We start from the raw sequence: 18534 nt of genomic DNA, 5'->3' as shown, positions 1-18534 counted from the left end.
TCCTTGAGCGCTCAGGGCTGGGTTTGGGCGACGGTGGGTTGCAACGACCCGGCGAATGAATCGTCAAACAGGCTGGCCGCCGAGTAAGACTTGACCAGGCCTTGTCCGGCAAAGAAATCCACGGTTTTTTGCGCCTCTACCGGTGACTGCGCCGTCAGCGGTTCGACTGTCGTGCGTGCTCGGGCAAACCAGGCGCGTGCGATGTCAGCGTCGGCCCTTGTGCGTTTGGCCCAGGCATCCGCATAAGCGTCGGTGTTGGCGGGATTTTGCCGCGCCCAGTCGCGTGCTTTCTTCAGGCGTTGCAGAAAATCACTGATGTGCGCACGCTTGGCATCGACCGCCTTGGCGTTGGCGGCAATGAAACTCTGCGCCGCAATCAACCCTTCAGCCGTGGCGAGCACCCGCGCGCCCTGCCGTTCCTGTTGCGTAACGTACGGCTCCCACGTTGCGATCACATCCACCGATCCGCCTTCCAGCGCATGGGACGCATCCAGCGCGCTCAAATAACGCAGCTCCAACGAGTCGCGGGGCACGCCGGCTTTATCCAGCGCCGTCAGCAGCAACTGCTGGCTCCAGGAGCCCTTCCAGATGGCCGCACGCTTGCCCGCAAGGTCTGCAAGACTGTGGATCGATGAATCCTTTTTGACCAGGATGGCCACGCCATCGAGATTTTGCCGGCTGACGGCAATCACTTTGATTGGCGCGCCCAATGCGCCCAGGAACAGTACCGGCGCATCCCCCAGCAAGCCAATGTCCAGGCTCCCGACGTTGAGTGCTTCGGCAACCGGTGAGCCGGCGGTGAACTGCTTCCATTCAAGCGTATAGGGCACATCGTCCAGTACCCCCGCCGCTTCCATGACGGCCTGGGTGTTAAAACTTTGATCACCTACCACCAGCGTTTGCGCATTCGCGGTCAGGCACAGCAATGCGGCAGCCAAACCGGCCGCCAGTTTTGTCAGGTAACGCACACTCGTCTCCAGATGCCTTGTCAGGCATTCAAGTCGATCCGCGCGTGCGGTCTCGGTAATGTTCACAGGAATAATCTGCCGCCTACGATGAGGCCAGAAGCGGTTGGCGTAAAATACTTAAAACACATAACGTAATTCGATAATAATTCCATTAATGCATTTTAAGGCAGGTATCCAACATCTGTTTCCCGCATACCCCATGCTCAAACGTCATAATCCCCGGCCTGCCTGCGTGGTAATCTCGCGCCACCACGAATAGACATAGATCGTCACATGACGATGACCAGAGCCAGGAAAGAACATGCCCAAAAAATCTCACTCGACGCTGCGCCGCAACTTCCGCGAATTGCTTGCCAAGCCAAGCTGCGTTGAAACCGCTTCCGTATTCGACCCCATGTCCGCCCGTATCGCGGCAGACCTTGGGTTTGAGGTGGGTATCCTGGGAGGGTCAGTCGCGTCGTTGCAGGTATTGGCGGCGCCCGATTTTGCGTTGATTACGCTGAGTGAGTTCGTTGAGCAAGCCACGCGTATTGGTCGCGTTGCGCAACTGCCTTTTATCGCTGACGCCGACCACGGCTATGGCAATGCCCTCAACGTGATGCGCACCGTCGAAGAGCTTGAGCGTGCCGGTGTGGCCGCGTTGACGATTGAAGACACATTGCTGCCGGCGCAATTCGGGCGTAAGTCCACCGATTTGATTTCCATCGAAGAAGGCATCGGCAAAGTCCGCGCCGCCCTGGAAGCCCGTGTCGACCCCGAACTGTCGATCATCGCTCGGACCAACGCTGGCGTACTGCCCACCGAAGCGGTTATCGAGCGCACCCTGGCTTATCAACAGGCCGGTGCGGATGGGATCTGCATGGTAGGTGTCAGCGACTTTGAGCACCTGGAAAAAATTGCCGAACAGCTCACCGTCCCATTGATGCTGGTGACCTACGGCAACCCCAAGCTCAACGACGCCGAGCGTCTGGCCAGCCTGGGCGTGCGCGTTGTGGTGGCCGGGCACGGCGCGTATTTCGCGGCGATCAAGGCCACCTACGACAGCCTGCGGGCCCAGCGCCAGCTCACCCACAGCACGTCCAACCTCAGCGCCACTGAACTCACGCACACCTACACGTTGCCGGAAAGCTACGTGGCGTGGGCTGAAGAGTTCATGGATGTAAAAGAGTAAGCCTTGCCCGTTTACCCTGTTGTAAACGGCACCGGTGGTGAGTGAGTTCGCTCACTCACCACCGGTACAGCATCAGCCAACCCAGCCGACGGCCGTCTTGGGAATAACGTCCGACTCATCCAGCTTCGAGGCAAACATACTCACGGCCTGCACCGCATCGCTGGTGCTGGTGCGAATCTGCAAAATGACCGAGCCGGCCTGGTCCGCCAGGTTGACCCCGCGTTGCGCGCCTTCCTGGGTGGCATTCATGCTGGTCACCGCATCGCGGGTTTCCGAGAGGATCATGCCGATCATCTCGGCGATTTCCGCGGTAGAGCGGCTGGTCCGCCCCGCGAGCTGCCGTACCTCGTCAGCCACCACCGCAAAGCCACGCCCTTGATCGCCCGCCCTCGCCGCCTCGATAGCAGCATTGAGCGCCAGCAGGTTGGTCTGGTCAGCGATACCGCGAATGGTATTGACGATGGCGGTGATTTGCTCGGAGCGATCACCCAACTGACCGACCAGGCGCGCCGATGAGCCGATATTCTCGGCAATCCGGCGCATTTCGGTGGCAGTTTCCTGGATCACCTGGGTGCCATGCTCAGCAAAGCGTTCGGTCTCGGAGGAAATATGGTAGGCCCGCGAAGCCCCACGCGAGTCTTCCTCGAACTTCTCTACACGTTCGGTGATATCGCTGGCGAACTTGACGATTTTGACCAGCTTGCCCTCGCCGTCGTAGACCGGGTTGTAACTGGCTTCCAGCCACACCACGCGAGCGTGTTTACCGAGGCGTTTGAATTGCCCGGTGAAAAACTCGCCGTTGTTCAGCCGACGCCAAAAGTCCGCGTATTCACTGCTGTTGATCAGGGCCGGTTCGCAAAACAGGCGGTGGTGCTTGCCTTTGAGCTCGGCCAGCGAATACCCCATTACGTGCTGAAAGTTGGGGTTGGCATCCAGCACTTGGCCGTTCAAATCGAATTCGATGACGGCCATCGCCCGGTCCAGGGCTGCCAGTTTGCTGTGGATAGCGGCTTCCTGCTCGACTTTTTCGGTGATGTCCAGGGCGTACTTGACCACTTTCACCACCCGGCCACGTTCATCCAGCACGGGGTTGTAGCTCGCCTCAAGCCAGACGGTCCGGCCATGCGCATCCACGCGCTTGAAGGTGCCAGATACGAACTTGCCAGACTTCAGTTCAGCCCAGAACTCGGCATAGGCCGGGCTGCTGGTCAGTGACGGCAAGCAAAACTCGCGATGGGATTTGCCTTCCAGCTGTTCGCGGCTGTAGCCCAGGGTTTTCAGGAAGTTGTCGTTGGCGCTCAACACCCTGGCGTTCAGGTCAAATTCAACCACGGCCATGGAGCGTTCGAGTGCTGCAATCAGCCCTTTGTACTCGGTGGCTTCGGCCGTCCTGGCCGCCAGTTCTGTTTTAAGTGTTGTGTTGAACATGACGTACCCTCAGCCGTGCGGAGAACCTATCTGTAACTGGCTATCGGCTGTTTAATACAGGACTTTATGCGCCTTGGATGTTTATTTTTTGACGCCAAAAAGCTACCTCGCAGTTTGCCCCAGCCGGTGTTTTCAGGGACCATGAGCACCTTTGCGACCCCACCCACGAGAGGCGCCCATGGCCAATCACGATCTGTCCTACACTCCCGACCCCGATGCCGACTCCATTTCCTCCGACGTGGTCAGCTTCAACGGCATTCTGGTCTCCACCCAGATCCCCACCCGCGCCGACGGCAGCCTGGAACTGGGCGACATCACCCTGCAAAGCGAATGCACGCTGCAAGCGCTGAAAGTCGCCCTGGAAAAGGCCGGCAGCTCCATGGATCGCGTCATGCACCTGACCATTTATCTGACCGATATGGCCGATCGCGCCGCCTTCAACGAGGTCTACAAACGCTTCTTTGCCAAGCCCTGGCCCGTGCGTGCGGCGGTTGGCGTGGCTGCATTGGCGGTAGACGGTATGCGCGTGGAAGTGACCGCGATGGCCGCCAAGGCCTGAGTGGGTGCCGGTCAGGCATTTCACGGCTACAATGCGCACCTCAACCGTGACAAGCCTGACTAAAAAAACTATGTCCTTGCCCAAGAATCACCTGGAATTGCTCAGCCCTGCCCGCGATGTCGCCATCGCGCGCGAGGCCATCCTGCATGGCGCCGACGCCATCTACATCGGCGGCCCGAGTTTCGGCGCCCGCCACAACGCCTGTAACGATGTGAGCGATATCGCTCAATTGGTGGAGTTCGCCCGCCGTTACCACGCACGCGTGTTCACCACCATCAACACCATCTTGCATGACAACGAACTGGAACCCGCGCGCAAGCTGATCCATCAGCTCTACGACGCCGGCGTGGACGCGTTGATCGTGCAAGACCTCGGCGTGATGGAGCTGGATATCCCGCCCATCGAGCTGCACGCCAGCACCCAGACCGATATCCGCACCCTGGCCCGTGCCAAGTTTCTCGACCAGGCCGGTTTCTCGCAGTTGGTCTTGGCCCGCGAGCTGAACCTGCAAGAAATCCGCGCTATCGCCGACGAGACCGATGCGGCCGTCGAGTTCTTTATCCACGGCGCCCTGTGCGTGGCGTTCTCCGGGCAGTGCAATATCTCCCACGCGCAAAATGGCCGCAGCGCCAACCGTGGCGATTGCTCCCAGGCCTGCCGCCTGCCGTACACCTTGAAGGACGACCAGGGCCGCGTCGTGGCCTTTGAAAAGCACCTGCTGTCGATGAAAGACAACAACCAGAGCGCCAACATCCGCGCTCTGGTCGAAGCCGGCGTGCGTTCGTTCAAGATCGAAGGCCGCTACAAGGACATGGGCTATGTGAAGAACATCACCGCCTATTACCGCCAGCGCCTCGACGATGTCCTCGAAGACCGCCCGGACCTGGCCCGCGCTTCCAGCGGCCGTACCGTGCACTTCTTCATGCCCGATCCGGAAAAAACCTTCCACCGTGGCAGCACCGACTATTTCGTCAGCGACCGCAAGATCGACATCGGCGCCTTCGACACGCCAACCTTCACCGGCCTGCCGGTGGGTACCGTGGAGAAAGCCGGCAAGCGTGACCTGCAAGTGGTCACCCATGAGCCGTTGTCCAATGGCGATGGCCTGAACGTGCTGATCAAGCGCGAAGTGGTGGGTTTTCGCGCCAACATCGCCGAACCCAAGGGCGAGTTCGAGGAAGACGGCCAGAAACGCTACCGCTACCGCGTCGAGCCGAATGAAATGCCGGCCGGCCTGCACCAACTGCGTCCGCACCATCCGCTGAACCGCAACCTCGATCACAACTGGCAACAGGCGCTGCTCAAGACCTCGTCCGAGCGCCGTATCGGCCTGTCATGGGTCGCGCACCTACGTGAAAACCAGCTCGACATCACCGCCACCAGCGAGGAAGGCATCAGCACGGGCGTCACCCTGCACGGCCCGTTCGGCGTGGCCAACAAGCCTGAGCAAGCGCTGGAGACCCTGCGCGACCTGCTCGGCCAACTCGGCACTACCGAATATCACGCGACGAACATCACGCTGGATGCGCCGCAGGCGTTCTTCATTCCCAACTCGCAGCTCAAGGCGTTGCGCCGCGAAGTGATCGAAGCGCTGACCGCTGCCCGCGTCGCCGCTCACCCCCGTGGTGCACGCAAGGCCGAAACCACGCCGCCGCCGGTATACCCGGACGCCCACCTGTCGTTCCTGGCCAACGTCTACAACCAGAAGGCCCGCGACTTCTACCACCGTCACGGCGTCCAGATGATCGACGCGGCCTTTGAAGCCCATGAAGAAACGGGCGAAGTGCCGGTGATGATCACCAAGCACTGCCTGCGCTTCTCGTTCAACCTGTGCCCTAAACAGGCCAAGGGTGTAACCGGCGTGAAAACCAAGGTCGCGCCGATGCAGTTGATCCATGGCGACGAAGTGCTGACGCTCAAGTTCGACTGCAAACCGTGCGAGATGCACGTGGTGGGCAAGATCAAGGGGCATATCCTTGGCTTGCCGCAGCCGGGCAGTGTCGTGGAGCATTTCAACCCGGATAAGATCATCTTTCAGGGCACGCACTAACCTGCGGGGAGCGGGGCCACCACCAGCCCCGCTGCAACCCGGCAGCCGCCAGCAGAATCGCCGCCACACCGAGCCATTGCAGCCAGCCGAGACGATGTCCGAAGGCAACCCAGTCGACGAAGATCGCCGCTATCGGGTAGATAAACGACAGCGCGCCGGTCATGGCCGTCGGCAGCTTCTGGATCGCGCCGTACAGCAACACATACATCAACCCGGTATGCACAACGCCGAGCATCACCAAAGCCGGCCAGGCACTACTTGCCATCGGCAGGCTGTTCCAGGGCACCAGCGGCGCCAGCAGCAACGCACCGGTGATCACCTGAATCAACGCCATCAAATGCGCCGGCACGTCCTTTAAACGCTTGATGATCAACGCCGCGACTGCATACAAAAACGCGGCACCCAACGCCAACGCGATACCCGCCAGATAATCCCCGCCACTGCTTTGTTGATCGCCATGGGCCGTGACGATTGCCAGCATCCCCAGGAACGCCACACCCAGCCACGCCAGCTTCTGCACGGTGATTTTTTCACCCAGGAACAACGCCGCCAGCATCACCAATATGAACGGCTGCACGTTGTACACCGCCGTGCTGATGGCAATGGAGGCGCGCGAATAAGATTCGAACAGCAGCAGCCAGTTGCCGACGATGGCCACGCCACTGAGCATCGCCAGCCCCAGCTTGGCCCAACTGAGCAGGTCCAGGCGCAGATACCCCAGCACCGCACACACCAGCAACAGCGTCAGCCCACCGATCACACAGCGCCAGAACACCACTTCGAGCACCGACACGCCCGACACCAGCACAAACCAGCCAATGGTGCCCGAGATGAGCATGGCGGCGATCATTTCCCACGAACCGCGACGAATGGATGAGTCCATGATTGAAGCTCCTCAAGTGAGGCTCAATTATGGCAATCTGCTAGAGAGCGCCTCCAGTGACTAAATAAGGCCAAATACCCAGATCACCTTTACTTATTAGGCGAATGACATGATCGACACAATCGACCAGCAACTGATTGCGGCCCTGATGGATGACTCGCGCTTGTCCCTCAAGGCGCTGTCGGGCATTACCGGGTTGTCCTCGCCCAGCGTCGGCGAACGCCTGCGCCGCCTTGAGGAGCGTGGTGTGCTGACCCATTACACCGTCGACATCGACCCCAAACACTTTGGCTACCTGTTGCAAGCCATCGTGCGCATCCGCCCCCTGCCCGGCCAACTACAGGAGGTGGAGCGTCAGATCCAGTCGATCCCCGAGTTCACCGAGTGCGACAAGGTGACGGGCGACGACTGCTTTATCGCCCGCCTGCATGTGCGCACTATGGACCACCTCGACAGCTTGCTTGACCGCGTCAACGTCTACGCCGAAACCAACACGGCCATCGTCAAGAAAACCCCGGTGAAACGGCGTTTGCCGCCATTGGCGGGCTGACCCGCTCGCCGCCGTCAGCCACGCACTGTTTTCGCCGCGCTGAGCAAGCCGCGGAACTGAGCATACCGCGCCTCCAGCACCGATCGTTGCGCCATGTTGGGTAGGTAGCGGGCCTTGACCGGCATGCCCTGCGCCAGCAACTGCGCCCCCTGCCCCATCGCCAAGAAGCCCAGCTTCGCCGCGCCAATACACGCGCTCAACTCGCTGCCGTGCAGGGTATAAATTTCCCGTTGGAGGATATTGGCCAACAACTGCGCCCAATACTCGCTGCGTGCACCACCGCCCACCAGGGCGCAGGCGTCGACGCGGGCACCGGCCGATTGCACGGCGCGCAAGGCATCCAGCAAGCCAAAACCCACGCCCTCCATCACCGCATAACCGAGCATGGCCGGCGTGCAGTCATGCCCCAGGTTCATAAACCCGCCGCGCAACAAGGGGTCGTTATGGGGCGTGCGTTCTCCCGCCAGGTACGGCAAAAACAGCGGCGTGTTCAGCGCCACCGCCTGCGTGATCGGTAACTGCGCCTGTACCTGATCGAGCAACGCTTGCTCATCCGCCGTGCCTGTCAGCCGTGTGACCCAGCGCAGGCAACTGGCGCCGGCGAGCATGGCGCCCATGGTGTACCAGCGCTCGGGCAGCGCGTGGCAGAAGCTGTGTACGGCGCTGCTGGGTTGGCCGGCGGCGTGATCGGTAATCGCGACAATCGCCGCGCTGGTGCCGAGGGTGATAAAGGCATCCCCCGCGTTGATCGCCCCCATGCCAACGGCAGCAACCGGGTTATCCCCCCCGCCACCGGCAATCACTGCACCCAACGGCAAACCCAGCCCGCTCAGGGTGACGCAGGCACTCGCGGCGACGCCCTCCACCAACCGGGGCATTTGTGCGGGCCTCAGGCCTGTTGCGCGCAGCATCGGGGTGAACCACTCGCGTTGCGCCACATCCAGCCACAGTGTGCCCGCAGCGTCCGACATATCGCTGACGCGTTCACCACTGAGGCGCAAACGCAGGTAGTCCTTGGGCGACAGCACACAATCAATGGCCTTGAACACGTCAGGTTCGTGCCGTTGCAGCCACAACAACTTCGGTGCAGTCAGCCCGGCCATCGGCAAACTGCCAGTGACGTCGGCAAAGGCCGGCCCCAGTTGTTCGGCTTCGGCCACGGCGCGGGAGTCGTCCCACAGGATTGCCGGGTACAACACGCGGTTGTCATCCCCCAGTAACACCGCGCCGTGCATCTGCCCGGACAACCCGATACAGGCCACACGGGCAAACGCCTGGTGCTGGCTCAATTGCGCCAAGGCCTGCAGACAGGCCTGCCACCAGTCTTGCGGCGCCTGCTCGGACCAGCCGCTGTGGCGTCGCGACACACTCAAGCGCACGCCGGCATGGGCCAGCACCGCACCGCTGGTGTCCATGAGGATGGCTTTGAGCTCAGACGTGCCGAGGTCGATGCCGAGGGAAACAGGACTGTTCATACGTGCGTTATTCCCATCAATGACAGCCACAGGAGTTACGTAATTTGACGGTCGGTGCAAGCCGCACGCTCTGGGGCGCAGCGCCGGGGGACGCCATGCGTTGCAGCAACAAGTCGACTGCGCGTGCGCCGAGGGCCTTGACCGGCTGTGCGATCAGGCTCAGGCGCGGCACGAAGAAATCCGCCCAGTCGAAATCATCGAATCCGACCAGGGCCATCTGCGCCGGTACCTCGATCTGCGCGTCGCGCAGCGCCTGCATGGCACCGAGGGTCATCAGGTTATTGCCGGCCATGATCGCTGTGGGCGGCGCAGCCAAGGCCAGCAACTGCACCGTGGCCTCGCGTGCCGGCTCCGTGTTGGAGCCGCCGTTGACCAGCAACTGCGGATCGAACACCAACCCTGCTTTGTGCAGGGCGGCCTTGTATCCCGCCACGCGTTCATCCGTGGTGCTGAACCCACTGCGCCCAGCGATAAAACCGATCCGCCGATGCCCATGACCAATCAGGTGTTCAATCAGGGCTTCGGTAGGCTGGGCATTCTCCACCCCGACCTGATCGAATTGCGCGTTCATCATCCGATCCACCAACACCGCTGGAATCTCGTTCGCCTGCAGATACTCCAGGGCCATCGAGCCGTTGGACGGCGCCAACACAATCCCGTCGACCCGCCGATGATGCAGCGCGGTGACCACCCGCAGCTCCTGCTCCGGGTCATCATGGGTATCGACAAACAGCATCATGTAGCCGTGCTTGGCGCACTCGGTTTCAATCGCGTGCACGGTTTCGCTGAAGTAATGGTTGGACAGCGCCGAGATCGCCACACCAATGGTATTGGTGCTGGAACGGGCCAGGGAGCGCGCCAGGGTGTTGGGGATATACCCCAACGCCTGGATCGCCCGCTGCACCGCCTGCACCGTGGCCGGGCTGACCTTGCGGGTGCCGTTCAATACGTGGGACACGGTTGAGGTCGACACCCCGGCCCTGCTTGCCACGTCATCCATGGTGACCATGGCGTTGTTCCTTTCAATCGATCAGTGTTTGCTCGACCATCCGCTGTACGTACCAACGTTGTCGCGGGTGATGAGTTTGGGGGTGAGCAGGGTAACTGCTTCAGCCGGGGCTTTGTCATTGAGAATATCGTTACCCACGTTCACAGCAGCCTGGGCCATCGCCCACGGGTCCTGGCTGGCGGAGGCCTGGATCTGGGTGTCGGTCTTCAGGGCGTTCTCGATGTCCGGTGCGCCGTCCACCGAGGTGATGATGATGCCGCTGCGCTTGAGCTGCTTGGCTGCCAGGTCGCTGCCGATGGCTTGCGGGTCGTTGATCGCGAACAGGCCGTCGATCTTCGCAAAGCGCGTGAGGTAGCCCTGCATCACGTTAAGACCACCCTCGCGTGAGCCTTTGCCGTCCTGGTCGTCGGATAGCACCTTGATTTGCGGCGCAGTGGCCAGTGCAGCCTTGCAACCTTTGACGCGGTCGGTCACAGCGGTGACTTGCGGCCCGTTCTGGATGATCACATTGCCTTTGCCCGAGAGTTTGTCCACCAGGTACTGGCAAGCCAGCTTGCCGGCTTCGACGTTGTCGGTCTGCACGGTGGCGTTGACGCCCTTGGCGTCAACGTCCACTGCGACCACGACGATCCCGGCGTCACGGGCTTTCTTGATCGCCGAGGCCATCGCGGACGGGTCGACGGCGTTGATCAGGATCAGGTCGACCTTGGACGAGATGAAGTTATCGATCTGCGAGAACTGTTTGCTCAGGTCATAGTCGGCGGACACTGAAGTGACCTTGACGTTGGGGTTCAGCGCCTTGGCACGGGCGGTGGCGCCGTCGGCAAGGGTCACGAAGTACGGGTTGCCCAGCGAGCCCATGCTGATGCCGAGGGCTTTGAGTTCTCGGGCCTCGACGGCTTGTGACATGAGGGCGGCCAGGGCAACGACGGGAAACAGGTGCTTAAGCTTCATGGGAGTCTCTCTTGTGATTGTTGTATGAGTGAAATCAGGTTCGCGCACCGGACTGGCGATAACGATCCAGCGCCACGGCGCCAATGATCACGATGCCCTTTATGATGTACTGCCAGATGTCCGACACCCCCAGCAGCACCAGGCCGTTGGTCAGCACCGCGATAATCAGTGCACCGATCAGCGTGCCACCAATGGTGCCCACGCCGCCGGTAAAGCTGGTGCCGCCGAGGATCACCGCCGCAATCGCATCCAGCTCATAGGATTGCCCGAGTTGCAGGCCGTTGGCGGCAAACAGGCGCGAGGCGCTCATCACGGCACCCAGCCCGGCCAACGCTCCGGACATGGCGTAGACAAACAGCAGCACCTTCCACACTTTGATCCCGGACAGCCGCGCCGCCTCTGGATTGCCGCCTACCGAATAAATCTGCACGCCCATCACGGTGCGGCGCAGGATGAACCACGACAGCACAACCACTGCCACGGCGATCACCACCAGCCACGGCACGCCGAGGATCGAGTCGTTGCCGATAAACGCAAACGGCAGGTCAGGGTTGAACACGGTTTTGTCATCCGCCAGCAACCGCGCCAGACCGCGCATGGCGGTGAGCGCCCCGAGGGTGACGATAAACGGCGGCAGGCGCATAAAGGCGATCAACCCACCGTTGACCAGCCCCAGCAACAGGCCAAAGCCAACCCCGGCGGCGATGCCGAACATGCCGAACTGCGGCGACATCGATGCCTGCAACGCCACCACGGCGGACGCTGCCAGGATCGCGCCCACCGACAGGTCGATGCCCGCCGTGAGGATCACAAAGGTCATGCCCGCCGCCAGCACCACATTCACCGAGGCCTGCTGGGTGATGATCGACAGGTTCTGCACCGTCAGGAAGTTCTCGCTGGCCAGGGCAAAGCCCACCAGCAGCAGGATCAGCACCGGCAGCATGCCGACCGTGCGCATCAGTTCGCGCACGCGTTCTGCCTTGCCTGTTGTTGCAATCATCGAATCAGCCATGGGCAACCACCTGATCGCCACCGGTGGCGAGGTCAATAATACGTTCCTGGGAAATAGCGTGGCCCGAAGCCCCGCCGACTTCGGCCACCAACTGGCCTTCACGCATGATCAGCACCCGGTCGCAGGTGCCGATGATTTCTGGCAGCTCGCTGGAGATCACTACAACGCCCACGCCGGCCTGGGCCAGTTGATTGATGATGCGGTAGATCTCGGACTTGGAGCCGATGTCCACGCCACGGGTAGGCTCATCGAGGATCAGCACATGGGGCTTGACCTCCAGCAGCCGCGCCAGCAACACCTTCTGTTGGTTGCCGCCGGACAACGCGCCGACATTGACCTTGCCCGACGCCACGCGAATCGACAGTGATTTGATCGCGTCATTGGAGCGCTGCGCCGCGTGCCCACGGTCCAGCACACCACCGGCATGGGCATCCGGCACGCAGGCGCAGACGTTGATGTTGTCGGCCACGCTCATGTCCAGGAACAGGCCCTGGGCCTTGCGGTCTTCGGTGAGGTACACCACGCCGGCGCGAATCGCATCCGCCGGCGTGCGCAGTTGGGTGACAGCCTTGCCCACCACTTCCAGCGTGCCGCGGGTGCGTGGGTCGGCGGCGAAGATCAGCCGCGCCAGCTCAGTGCGCCCTGCCCCCACCAGCCCCGCGATGCCCAGCACTTCACCGGCGTGCAGGTCAAAGCTGCAATTGCGCACGCGCTTGCCATCGGCCATGTCGCGCACCCGCATCACCACGTTGCCGGGGTTGTAGGCGGCGTGTTCCTTTTTATAGAAACCGGACAGGTCACGGCCCACCATCATCTTCACCAACACCTCGGCCGACAACGCATCGCGGGTCAGCTCGCCGATGTACTGGCCGTCGCGCAGCACCGACACCCGGTCCGACAGCTCGTAGATCTCAGCCATGCGATGGCTGATGTAGATGATCGCCAAGCCTTGGCTGCGCAGTTGCTTGATCAACGTGAACAGGCGGTCGGTCTCGCGGGACGACAGCGGCGTGGTGGGTTCGTCCATCACCAGGATCTTGGCGTGGCCGTGCAAGGCGCGGGCGATTTCCACCAGTTGGCGCTCGGCAATCGACAGGTTGCTCACCGTAGTGGCCGGTGTGAACTGCGCCCCCAGGCGTTGCAGCACCTCGACGCAGCCAGCCTGCATGCCCTTGCGGTCGATGGTCCAGCCCCGGCGCAGTTCGCGGCCCAGGTAGATGTTCTCGGCCACGCTCAAGTTCGGGCAAAGGCTGAGCTCTTGATAGATCACGGCGATGCCGAGGGCTTTGGCGGTGGCGGGGTTAAAAGTGGCGATAGCTTGGCCGCCAATGCGGATTTCACCGCCGGGATCGGCCTGATAGGCGCCAGAGAGGATCTTCATCAACGTCGATTTGCCGGCGCCGTTCTCCCCCATCAAGGCGTGGATTTCGCCGGGGTAGACCTTCAGGCCGACACTGTTGAGCACGCGCAAACCGCTGAAGGTTTTGCTGATGCCCTGCATCTCAAGCAAGGGTTCAAGGCTCATGGCTGAGCTCCTGGTTTTATTATTTTTGTGGTTGAGCGAGGCCGACTCTAATTCAGATACATTTCTATACGCAAGCGCTTGCTTAGGCATTTTTGTGCTTGAAGAAACGTTTCACCTTGCCGTTTTTTCGAAAAGTGCGCGTCGCCCGACGGATCTAGTTACAACCCAATGCCCCGAGGTTGAGCAATAACGGCAACCAACCTGTCTAGAATGCGCGCCCCTCACCCCTGCAGAAAAATGTAGAAGCTCATGTCCTTTTCCAGCGCTGTCGTTTTTATCTGGCTTCCCGTAAACACTATGCACGTGCTAAATATCGGCCACGCCGCCATGTACATCGGCGATCCAAGGATTGATGGGACCGAAGAATGCCGTTACAAGGACTACGAAAGTTCTATGCATCGCATCGCTGATATTGAAAATATCGAGAAGCGCAATACCAACTACGTGAGTTGGTGGCCAGCAATCCCCGTGAGGGGTTTCAACACGGAATCGCAAAAGCGCAAACTTTTCCTGGAATCAGACTTAATCGCCGAAGGGCAAGTGCCCCACTTGGTCTATAGAGTTTATGGGCTGGACGTGGCGAACATGCGAAACGAATGGTTCAAAATACGGAATAAACCCGATGCCCATTTTCAAATGTTACGCAAAAACTGCTCCACCATTGTCTTTCGGGTTCTCAAGGCCGGCGGAGCCCTAGACAAATTACCAACTGCTAAGCACATATGGTTTGCCAACAATCTTTACCTCGCGCCGCTAAATATCATGCAAATTTGCAACGAGTTGTGCGATATCAACATGGCCCATAGGAGAGCAAGCCGCAATTGCCCTAGCATAATACCAAGCAGCACACTGCCTGGAGGTTCGCTGTCAGCAGCTATTAGATTGTATAGACACTCCAAAAGGCCCCAGTGAGCCGCCCTCAACCGCTACGCGCCGGTGATCGATACCAATTCCGAGGGTGCTTCATCAGCACCCCGAATCAATCCAAATGAACACCCAGCTCTCCAAATGGACACAGCCAGCCATCAAAGCGCCATAATCTCTGCTATTGTCCAACCACCTCATCTCCTCCTCATCGCTTCAGCGCGATCTTCTGTGAGCATGCTCTGCGCCCTTGCCTACTGGTGATGGCGGGCCTGAACTTCACGGAACACGACCGCGATGGATAAAAGCTCAACCGAACACCCCGGCGAACCGCAATCGCGCGCTGAAAAAATCGTCGAACTCAAGCGCCAGAAAACCCTGCTAAAGACCGGCGCGCTGCAAGACGCGATCTTCAACAGCGCTTACTTCTCCAGCATTGCCACCGACGAGAAAGGCGTGATCCAGATCTTCAACGTCGGTGCCGAACGCATGCTCGGTTATGCCGCTGCCGATGTGGTCAACCGCATTACCCCCGCAGACATCTCCGACCCCGCCGAGTTGATCACCCGCGCTGCGGCCCTCAGCCAGGAACTTGATACGCCCATCACCCCAGGTTTCGAGGCGTTGGTGTTCAAGGCCTCGCGCGGGATTGAGGACATCTACGAGTTGACGTATATCCGCAAGGACGGCAGTCGTCTGTCGGCGATGGTCTCGGTGACGGCCTTGCGCAATCGCAATGACACGATCATCGGCTACTTGCTGATCGGTACTGACAATACCGCACGCAAACAGGAAGAAGCCGAGCGCAAAGGCTTTGAGCGTGCCCTGGAGGAAAAGAACCTGGAACTGGAACACGCCAACCACATGAAGTCCGAGTTTCTCGCGACCATGTCCCACGAACTGCGCACGCCGCTGAATGCCGTGATCGGCTTTTCCGAGGCGCTGAAGGACGGACTGGTGGGCGACATGACTGAAATCCAGCGCGAATACATCGGCGATATTTTCACCAGCGGCCAGCACTTGCTGTCGCTGATCAACGACATCCTCGATTTGTCCAAGGTCGAGGCCGGGATGATGGACCTGGAGTTGGAGCCGGTGGAGCTGGCCGGTTTGTTGGCCAACAGCCTGCTGATCGTGCGCGAAAAGGCCGCCCTGCAGCGTATCCAACTGAAGCTGGACAGCCAGGATGACTTGGGCACGCTGGTCCTGGACCTGCGCAAGACCAAGCAGATCGTCTACAACCTGCTGGCCAATGCAGTGAAGTTCAGCGCCCACGGCAGCGACGTGACCCTGGCGGTGCGTGAGGTCGGCCGTGAGCAGGTGGGGTTGGTGCCCGGGGATTGGCCGGTGCATGGCTTTGCGCTGCAAGCCAGCGTGCACCAGCGATTCCTTGAGTTGAGCGTGAGCGACAGCGGTATCGGGATCGCCCCGGATGACATGGGCAAGCTGTTCAAGGCCTTCAGCCAGATCGACAGCAGCCTGGCGCGCAAATTCGAAGGCACCGGCCTGGGCCTGGCGATGGTCAAGCAACTCACCGACCTGCAGGGCGGCAGCGTTGCCGTGGCCAGCCGCGAAGGCCACGGCGCACGTTTTGTGGTGTGGCTGCCGCTGCATCGAGCTGGCGACAAACCGGAGGCCACATGGCCACTATCCTGATTGTCGAAGACAACGAAGCCAACATGCGCCTGGCACGCTTGCTGCTGGTCAACGCCGGCCACAGCGTGTTGTGGGCCGCCGATGCAGAGAGTGGCCTGACCATGGCCCGTGACCATCAGCCGGCGCTGATCCTGATGGATATTCAATTGCCGGGCATGGACGGCCTGGCGGCGACCCAACTGCTCAAGCAAGCCCCTCACACCGCCCATATCCCGGTGATCGCCCTCACCGCCATGGCCATGAAGGAAGATCGGGAAAAAGCCCGGCTGGCCGGATGCGACGCGTATGTGAGCAAGCCCCTGCGCTACAAGGAGCTGTACCAGGAGATCGACAGCCTGCTGCACCCGCCCCTTACACCTCCCGCATGAGTCCTCTCCATGGCCAGCTCACCTGCAACATTGTTGATCGTTGACGACGAACCCCAGGTTCGCAAGTTGTTGGAAACCCTGCTGCATCACGAGGGTTACCTGACCCTGAGCGCCTGCTGCGGCGAAGAAGCGTTGCGCTTGGTGACCCAGCAGCCACCGGACTTGATCCTGCTGGACATCATGATGCCGGGCATGGACGGCTATGAAGTGGCCAGCGAGCTCAAGGGCAACCCGGCCACGGCGAACATCCCGATCATCATGCTTTCGGCCTTGAACGACGCCACGGCGCGGGTCAGCGGGTTGGAAACTGGCGCTGAGGAGTTCATCAGCAAACCCATAGAGCGCGTCGAGTTGTGGCTGCGAGTGCGCAATTTGCTGCGGCTCAAGGCCCATGGTGACGAGTTAAAAAAACACAGCGTGATGCTGGAGCAGCAATTGCACGCCGATGCTTCCCCCCTGTTTACCGTGCACGACCTCGCCCGCCAAGACATGGAAAAAGCCCTGCGTGGCGCCGTTGAGCGCAATGAGTTCACCCTGCATTATCAGCCCAAGGTCGAGGTGACCAGCGGGAAAGTCTGTGCCTTGGAAGCGCTGCTGCGCTGGGACCGCCCCGGTTATGGTGCGGTCTCGCCCGCGGTGTTTGTGCCGATCCTGGAACACCTGGGCCTGATCGTCCGCGTCGGGCGCTGGGTCATTGAGCGGGTTTGTGAGCAGATCGCCGTGTGGCAGCGCCGCGATATCCTGGCGGTGGAGGTCTCGGTGAACGTTTCTGGCCTGCAATTGATTGAAGGCGACCTGATTGCCGATATCGCGAGAATCCTTGCAAAAACCGGGGTTCAAGCGCATTGGCTGGAAGTGGAGTTGACCGAAGGCTCGCTGATGGAAAACACCCAGCGCACCATTGCCAGCCTGCAACGCCTGCGTGCGATGGGCGTGAAGATCTCGATCGACGACTTTGGCACTGGCTATTCGAGCCTGGCTTACCTACGGCGCTTCCCCCTCGACACCTTGAAGATCGACATCGCGTTTATCCGTGAAGTCACCAGCAACCCGCAGGATGCGGCGATCACCCGCACGATTATTGAACTGGCCCACGGCCTGGGCTTGCGGGTAGTCGCCGAAGGCGTGGAAACCCCTGAACAACTGGCGTTCTTGAAGGATGCCGGGTGTGATCAGATTCAAGGTTATCTCTACAGCCGGCCGTTGCCGGTGCAAGCGCTGGAGCAGCTGCTGTTGGCGTGAGCGCCGCTCCACATACCGCAAGAAAAAAATTGAATCTCGCACAGCACCGCAGCTTCTAACCGCTAGGATCAGTAGCGCGAGAAATGCCATGAAAAAGATAGGCCAGCGGTTGCATGAAGAACGCCAGCGCCTGGGGTACTCCCAGCAATACCTGGCTCAGGCAGGCGGCGTGACGGCACGGGAGCAGCGTCAATACGAGCAGGGTGAAGAGATGCCCCGTGCCGACTACCTCGCGGCATTGGCCGCAGAAGGCGTGGATGTGGTGTACGTGATCACGGGTAAGCCCAGCACCGTTATCTCTATCAGCCGCGCGCAGGCGCAAACCCTGATCGATAACCGCGTGCTGGGTCAAGAATTGCCGCCAGCCGGGCAGGATGAGGGTGACATCTACTTCACCCTCGACCGCTCGTCACGGGACGCATCGGATCAATCCTGATCCTCGGTTTCGCCGACGTCGGCCGTTTCATCCAAATCAATCAGCGGTACTTCGGCATCGTCCATCAGCGAACCTGGGTCTTCGTTGCCCGGGTCGTTGAGCGCTTCATCCATTTCATCTGACATGACCGTCTCCTTTAACCGCCCTGCGTGTCGATATCGGCATCGGTTTCAGGCTTGTGCACGGGCTCAGGCTCGAAATCGGGGCTGTAGGTGTTCTCCTCGGCTTTTGGGTCACGCTCGGCGTTGGGGTCTTTCGGCGCATCTGCACCGGTCGCAGGTGCCGGTTCGCCGCCGTCAATCGCCGGGTCGTTACGGTTGCTGGTTTGCGGATCGTTGTTCGTGCTCATGATGCTCACCTGTGCTTGGCCTACCTGACATTAAG

General features: G+C 60.6%; 19 protein-coding genes. 9 read left to right on the top strand and 10 right to left on the bottom strand.

Going from position 1 to position 18534, the window contains the following annotated elements; genetic code table 11:
- Positions 1-11: 11 nt before the first annotated feature.
- Complete coding sequence (locus tag PspS35_RS14375) at positions 12-968, bottom strand: ABC transporter substrate-binding protein (protein WP_159935437.1); 957 nt, start codon at positions 966-968, stop codon at positions 12-14.
- Between the two features lie 301 nt (positions 969-1269).
- Between PspS35_RS14375 and PspS35_RS14370 the strand changes: the two genes are divergently transcribed.
- On the top strand, positions 1270-2139 hold the full coding sequence (locus tag PspS35_RS14370) for an oxaloacetate decarboxylase (RefSeq protein WP_159935436.1): 870 nt from the start codon (positions 1270-1272) through the stop codon (positions 2137-2139).
- Positions 2140-2211: 72 nt separating this feature from the next.
- Here PspS35_RS14370 and PspS35_RS30540 read toward each other — a convergent pair whose 3' ends face one another.
- Positions 2212-3567, bottom strand: a complete 1356-nt coding sequence (locus PspS35_RS30540; protein ID WP_159935435.1) for a PAS domain-containing methyl-accepting chemotaxis protein — start codon at positions 3565-3567, stop codon at positions 2212-2214.
- Between the two features lie 178 nt (positions 3568-3745).
- Between PspS35_RS30540 and PspS35_RS14360 the strand changes: the two genes are divergently transcribed.
- Both PspS35_RS14360 and PspS35_RS14355 read left to right on the top strand, forming a co-directional pair.
- A complete protein-coding gene (locus PspS35_RS14360; protein WP_159935434.1) occupies positions 3746-4126 on the top strand; it encodes a RidA family protein in 381 nt (126 codons plus the stop codon).
- A 70-nt stretch (positions 4127-4196) separates the two neighbouring features.
- On the top strand, positions 4197-6176 hold the full coding sequence (locus PspS35_RS14355; RefSeq protein WP_159935433.1) for a U32 family peptidase: 1980 nt from the start codon (positions 4197-4199) through the stop codon (positions 6174-6176).
- Here PspS35_RS14355 and PspS35_RS14350 read toward each other — a convergent pair.
- Positions 6154-7059: a DMT family transporter gene (locus PspS35_RS14350; protein WP_159935432.1), complete on the bottom strand. Its 906-nt coding sequence runs from the start codon at positions 7057-7059 to the stop codon at positions 6154-6156. The genes PspS35_RS14355 and PspS35_RS14350 overlap by 23 nt on opposite strands.
- Positions 7060-7168: 109 nt before the next feature.
- Between PspS35_RS14350 and PspS35_RS14345 the strand changes: the two genes are divergently transcribed.
- Positions 7169-7609 (top strand): Lrp/AsnC family transcriptional regulator, encoded by a 441-nt coding sequence (locus tag PspS35_RS14345; protein ID WP_159935431.1) that lies wholly within the window; start codon positions 7169-7171, stop codon positions 7607-7609.
- A gap of 14 nt (positions 7610-7623) precedes the next feature.
- Here PspS35_RS14345 and xylB read toward each other — a convergent pair whose 3' ends face one another.
- The 5 genes from xylB to PspS35_RS14320 are packed head-to-tail and all read right to left on the bottom strand — an operon-like array spanning position 7624 to position 13584.
- Positions 7624-9084, bottom strand: a complete 1461-nt coding sequence (gene xylB / locus PspS35_RS14340; protein WP_159935430.1) for a xylulokinase — start codon at positions 9082-9084, stop codon at positions 7624-7626.
- Between the two features lie 16 nt (positions 9085-9100).
- A complete protein-coding gene (locus PspS35_RS14335; RefSeq protein ID WP_159935429.1) occupies positions 9101-10093 on the bottom strand; it encodes a LacI family DNA-binding transcriptional regulator in 993 nt (330 codons plus the stop codon).
- A gap of 21 nt (positions 10094-10114) precedes the next feature.
- Positions 10115-11047: an ABC transporter substrate-binding protein gene (locus PspS35_RS14330; protein WP_159935428.1), complete on the bottom strand. Its 933-nt coding sequence runs from the start codon at positions 11045-11047 to the stop codon at positions 10115-10117.
- Between the two features lie 34 nt (positions 11048-11081).
- Complete coding sequence (locus PspS35_RS14325) at positions 11082-12059, bottom strand: ribose ABC transporter permease (RefSeq protein ID WP_159935427.1); 978 nt, start codon at positions 12057-12059, stop codon at positions 11082-11084.
- Complete coding sequence (locus PspS35_RS14320; RefSeq protein WP_159935426.1) at positions 12052-13584, bottom strand: sugar ABC transporter ATP-binding protein; 1533 nt, start codon at positions 13582-13584, stop codon at positions 12052-12054. Before PspS35_RS14320 ends, PspS35_RS14325 begins: the two co-directional genes overlap by 8 nt.
- Before the next feature lie 249 nt (positions 13585-13833).
- Between PspS35_RS14320 and PspS35_RS14315 the strand changes: the two genes are divergently transcribed.
- The 5 genes from PspS35_RS14315 (at position 13834) to PspS35_RS14295 (ending at position 18150) form a co-directional block, all read left to right on the top strand.
- Positions 13834-14496 carry a hypothetical protein gene (locus PspS35_RS14315; RefSeq protein ID WP_178123090.1) on the top strand — a complete coding sequence of 221 codons (663 nt, stop codon included), beginning with the start codon at positions 13834-13836 and terminating at the stop codon, positions 14494-14496.
- A 249-nt stretch (positions 14497-14745) separates the two neighbouring features.
- Positions 14746-16104 carry an ATP-binding protein gene (locus PspS35_RS14310; RefSeq protein WP_159935425.1) on the top strand — a complete coding sequence of 453 codons (1359 nt, stop codon included), beginning with the start codon at positions 14746-14748 and terminating at the stop codon, positions 16102-16104.
- The gene (locus tag PspS35_RS14305; RefSeq protein ID WP_159935424.1) at positions 16089-16472 is read left to right on the top strand and encodes a response regulator; all 384 of its coding nucleotides are present in this window, start codon (positions 16089-16091) and stop codon (positions 16470-16472) included. The genes PspS35_RS14310 and PspS35_RS14305 overlap by 16 nt, the downstream gene beginning before the upstream one ends.
- Before the next feature lie 9 nt (positions 16473-16481).
- The gene (locus PspS35_RS14300; RefSeq protein WP_159935423.1) at positions 16482-17714 is read left to right on the top strand and encodes an EAL domain-containing response regulator; all 1233 of its coding nucleotides are present in this window, start codon (positions 16482-16484) and stop codon (positions 17712-17714) included.
- An 88-nt stretch (positions 17715-17802) separates the two neighbouring features.
- A complete protein-coding gene (locus tag PspS35_RS14295; RefSeq protein ID WP_159935422.1) occupies positions 17803-18150 on the top strand; it encodes a helix-turn-helix transcriptional regulator in 348 nt (115 codons plus the stop codon).
- On the opposite strand, the gene PspS35_RS30535 is transcribed toward PspS35_RS14295, so the two are convergent.
- Both PspS35_RS30535 and PspS35_RS14290 read right to left on the bottom strand, forming a co-directional pair.
- Positions 18141-18275, bottom strand: a complete 135-nt coding sequence (locus PspS35_RS30535) for a hypothetical protein (RefSeq protein WP_275113846.1) — start codon at positions 18273-18275, stop codon at positions 18141-18143. The two genes, PspS35_RS14295 and PspS35_RS30535, sit on opposite strands and share 10 nt — an antisense overlap.
- A gap of 11 nt (positions 18276-18286) precedes the next feature.
- The gene (locus PspS35_RS14290) at positions 18287-18499 is read right to left on the bottom strand and encodes a hypothetical protein (protein ID WP_159935421.1); all 213 of its coding nucleotides are present in this window, start codon (positions 18497-18499) and stop codon (positions 18287-18289) included.
- Between the last annotated feature and the right edge of the window lie 35 nt (positions 18500-18534).

The organism is Pseudomonas sp. S35 (assembly GCF_009866765.1).
GTDB lineage: Bacteria > Pseudomonadota > Gammaproteobacteria > Pseudomonadales > Pseudomonadaceae > Aquipseudomonas.
The sequence above is the reverse complement of the archived record's forward strand: the minus strand, read 5'-3'. Positions and strand labels throughout refer to the sequence as shown.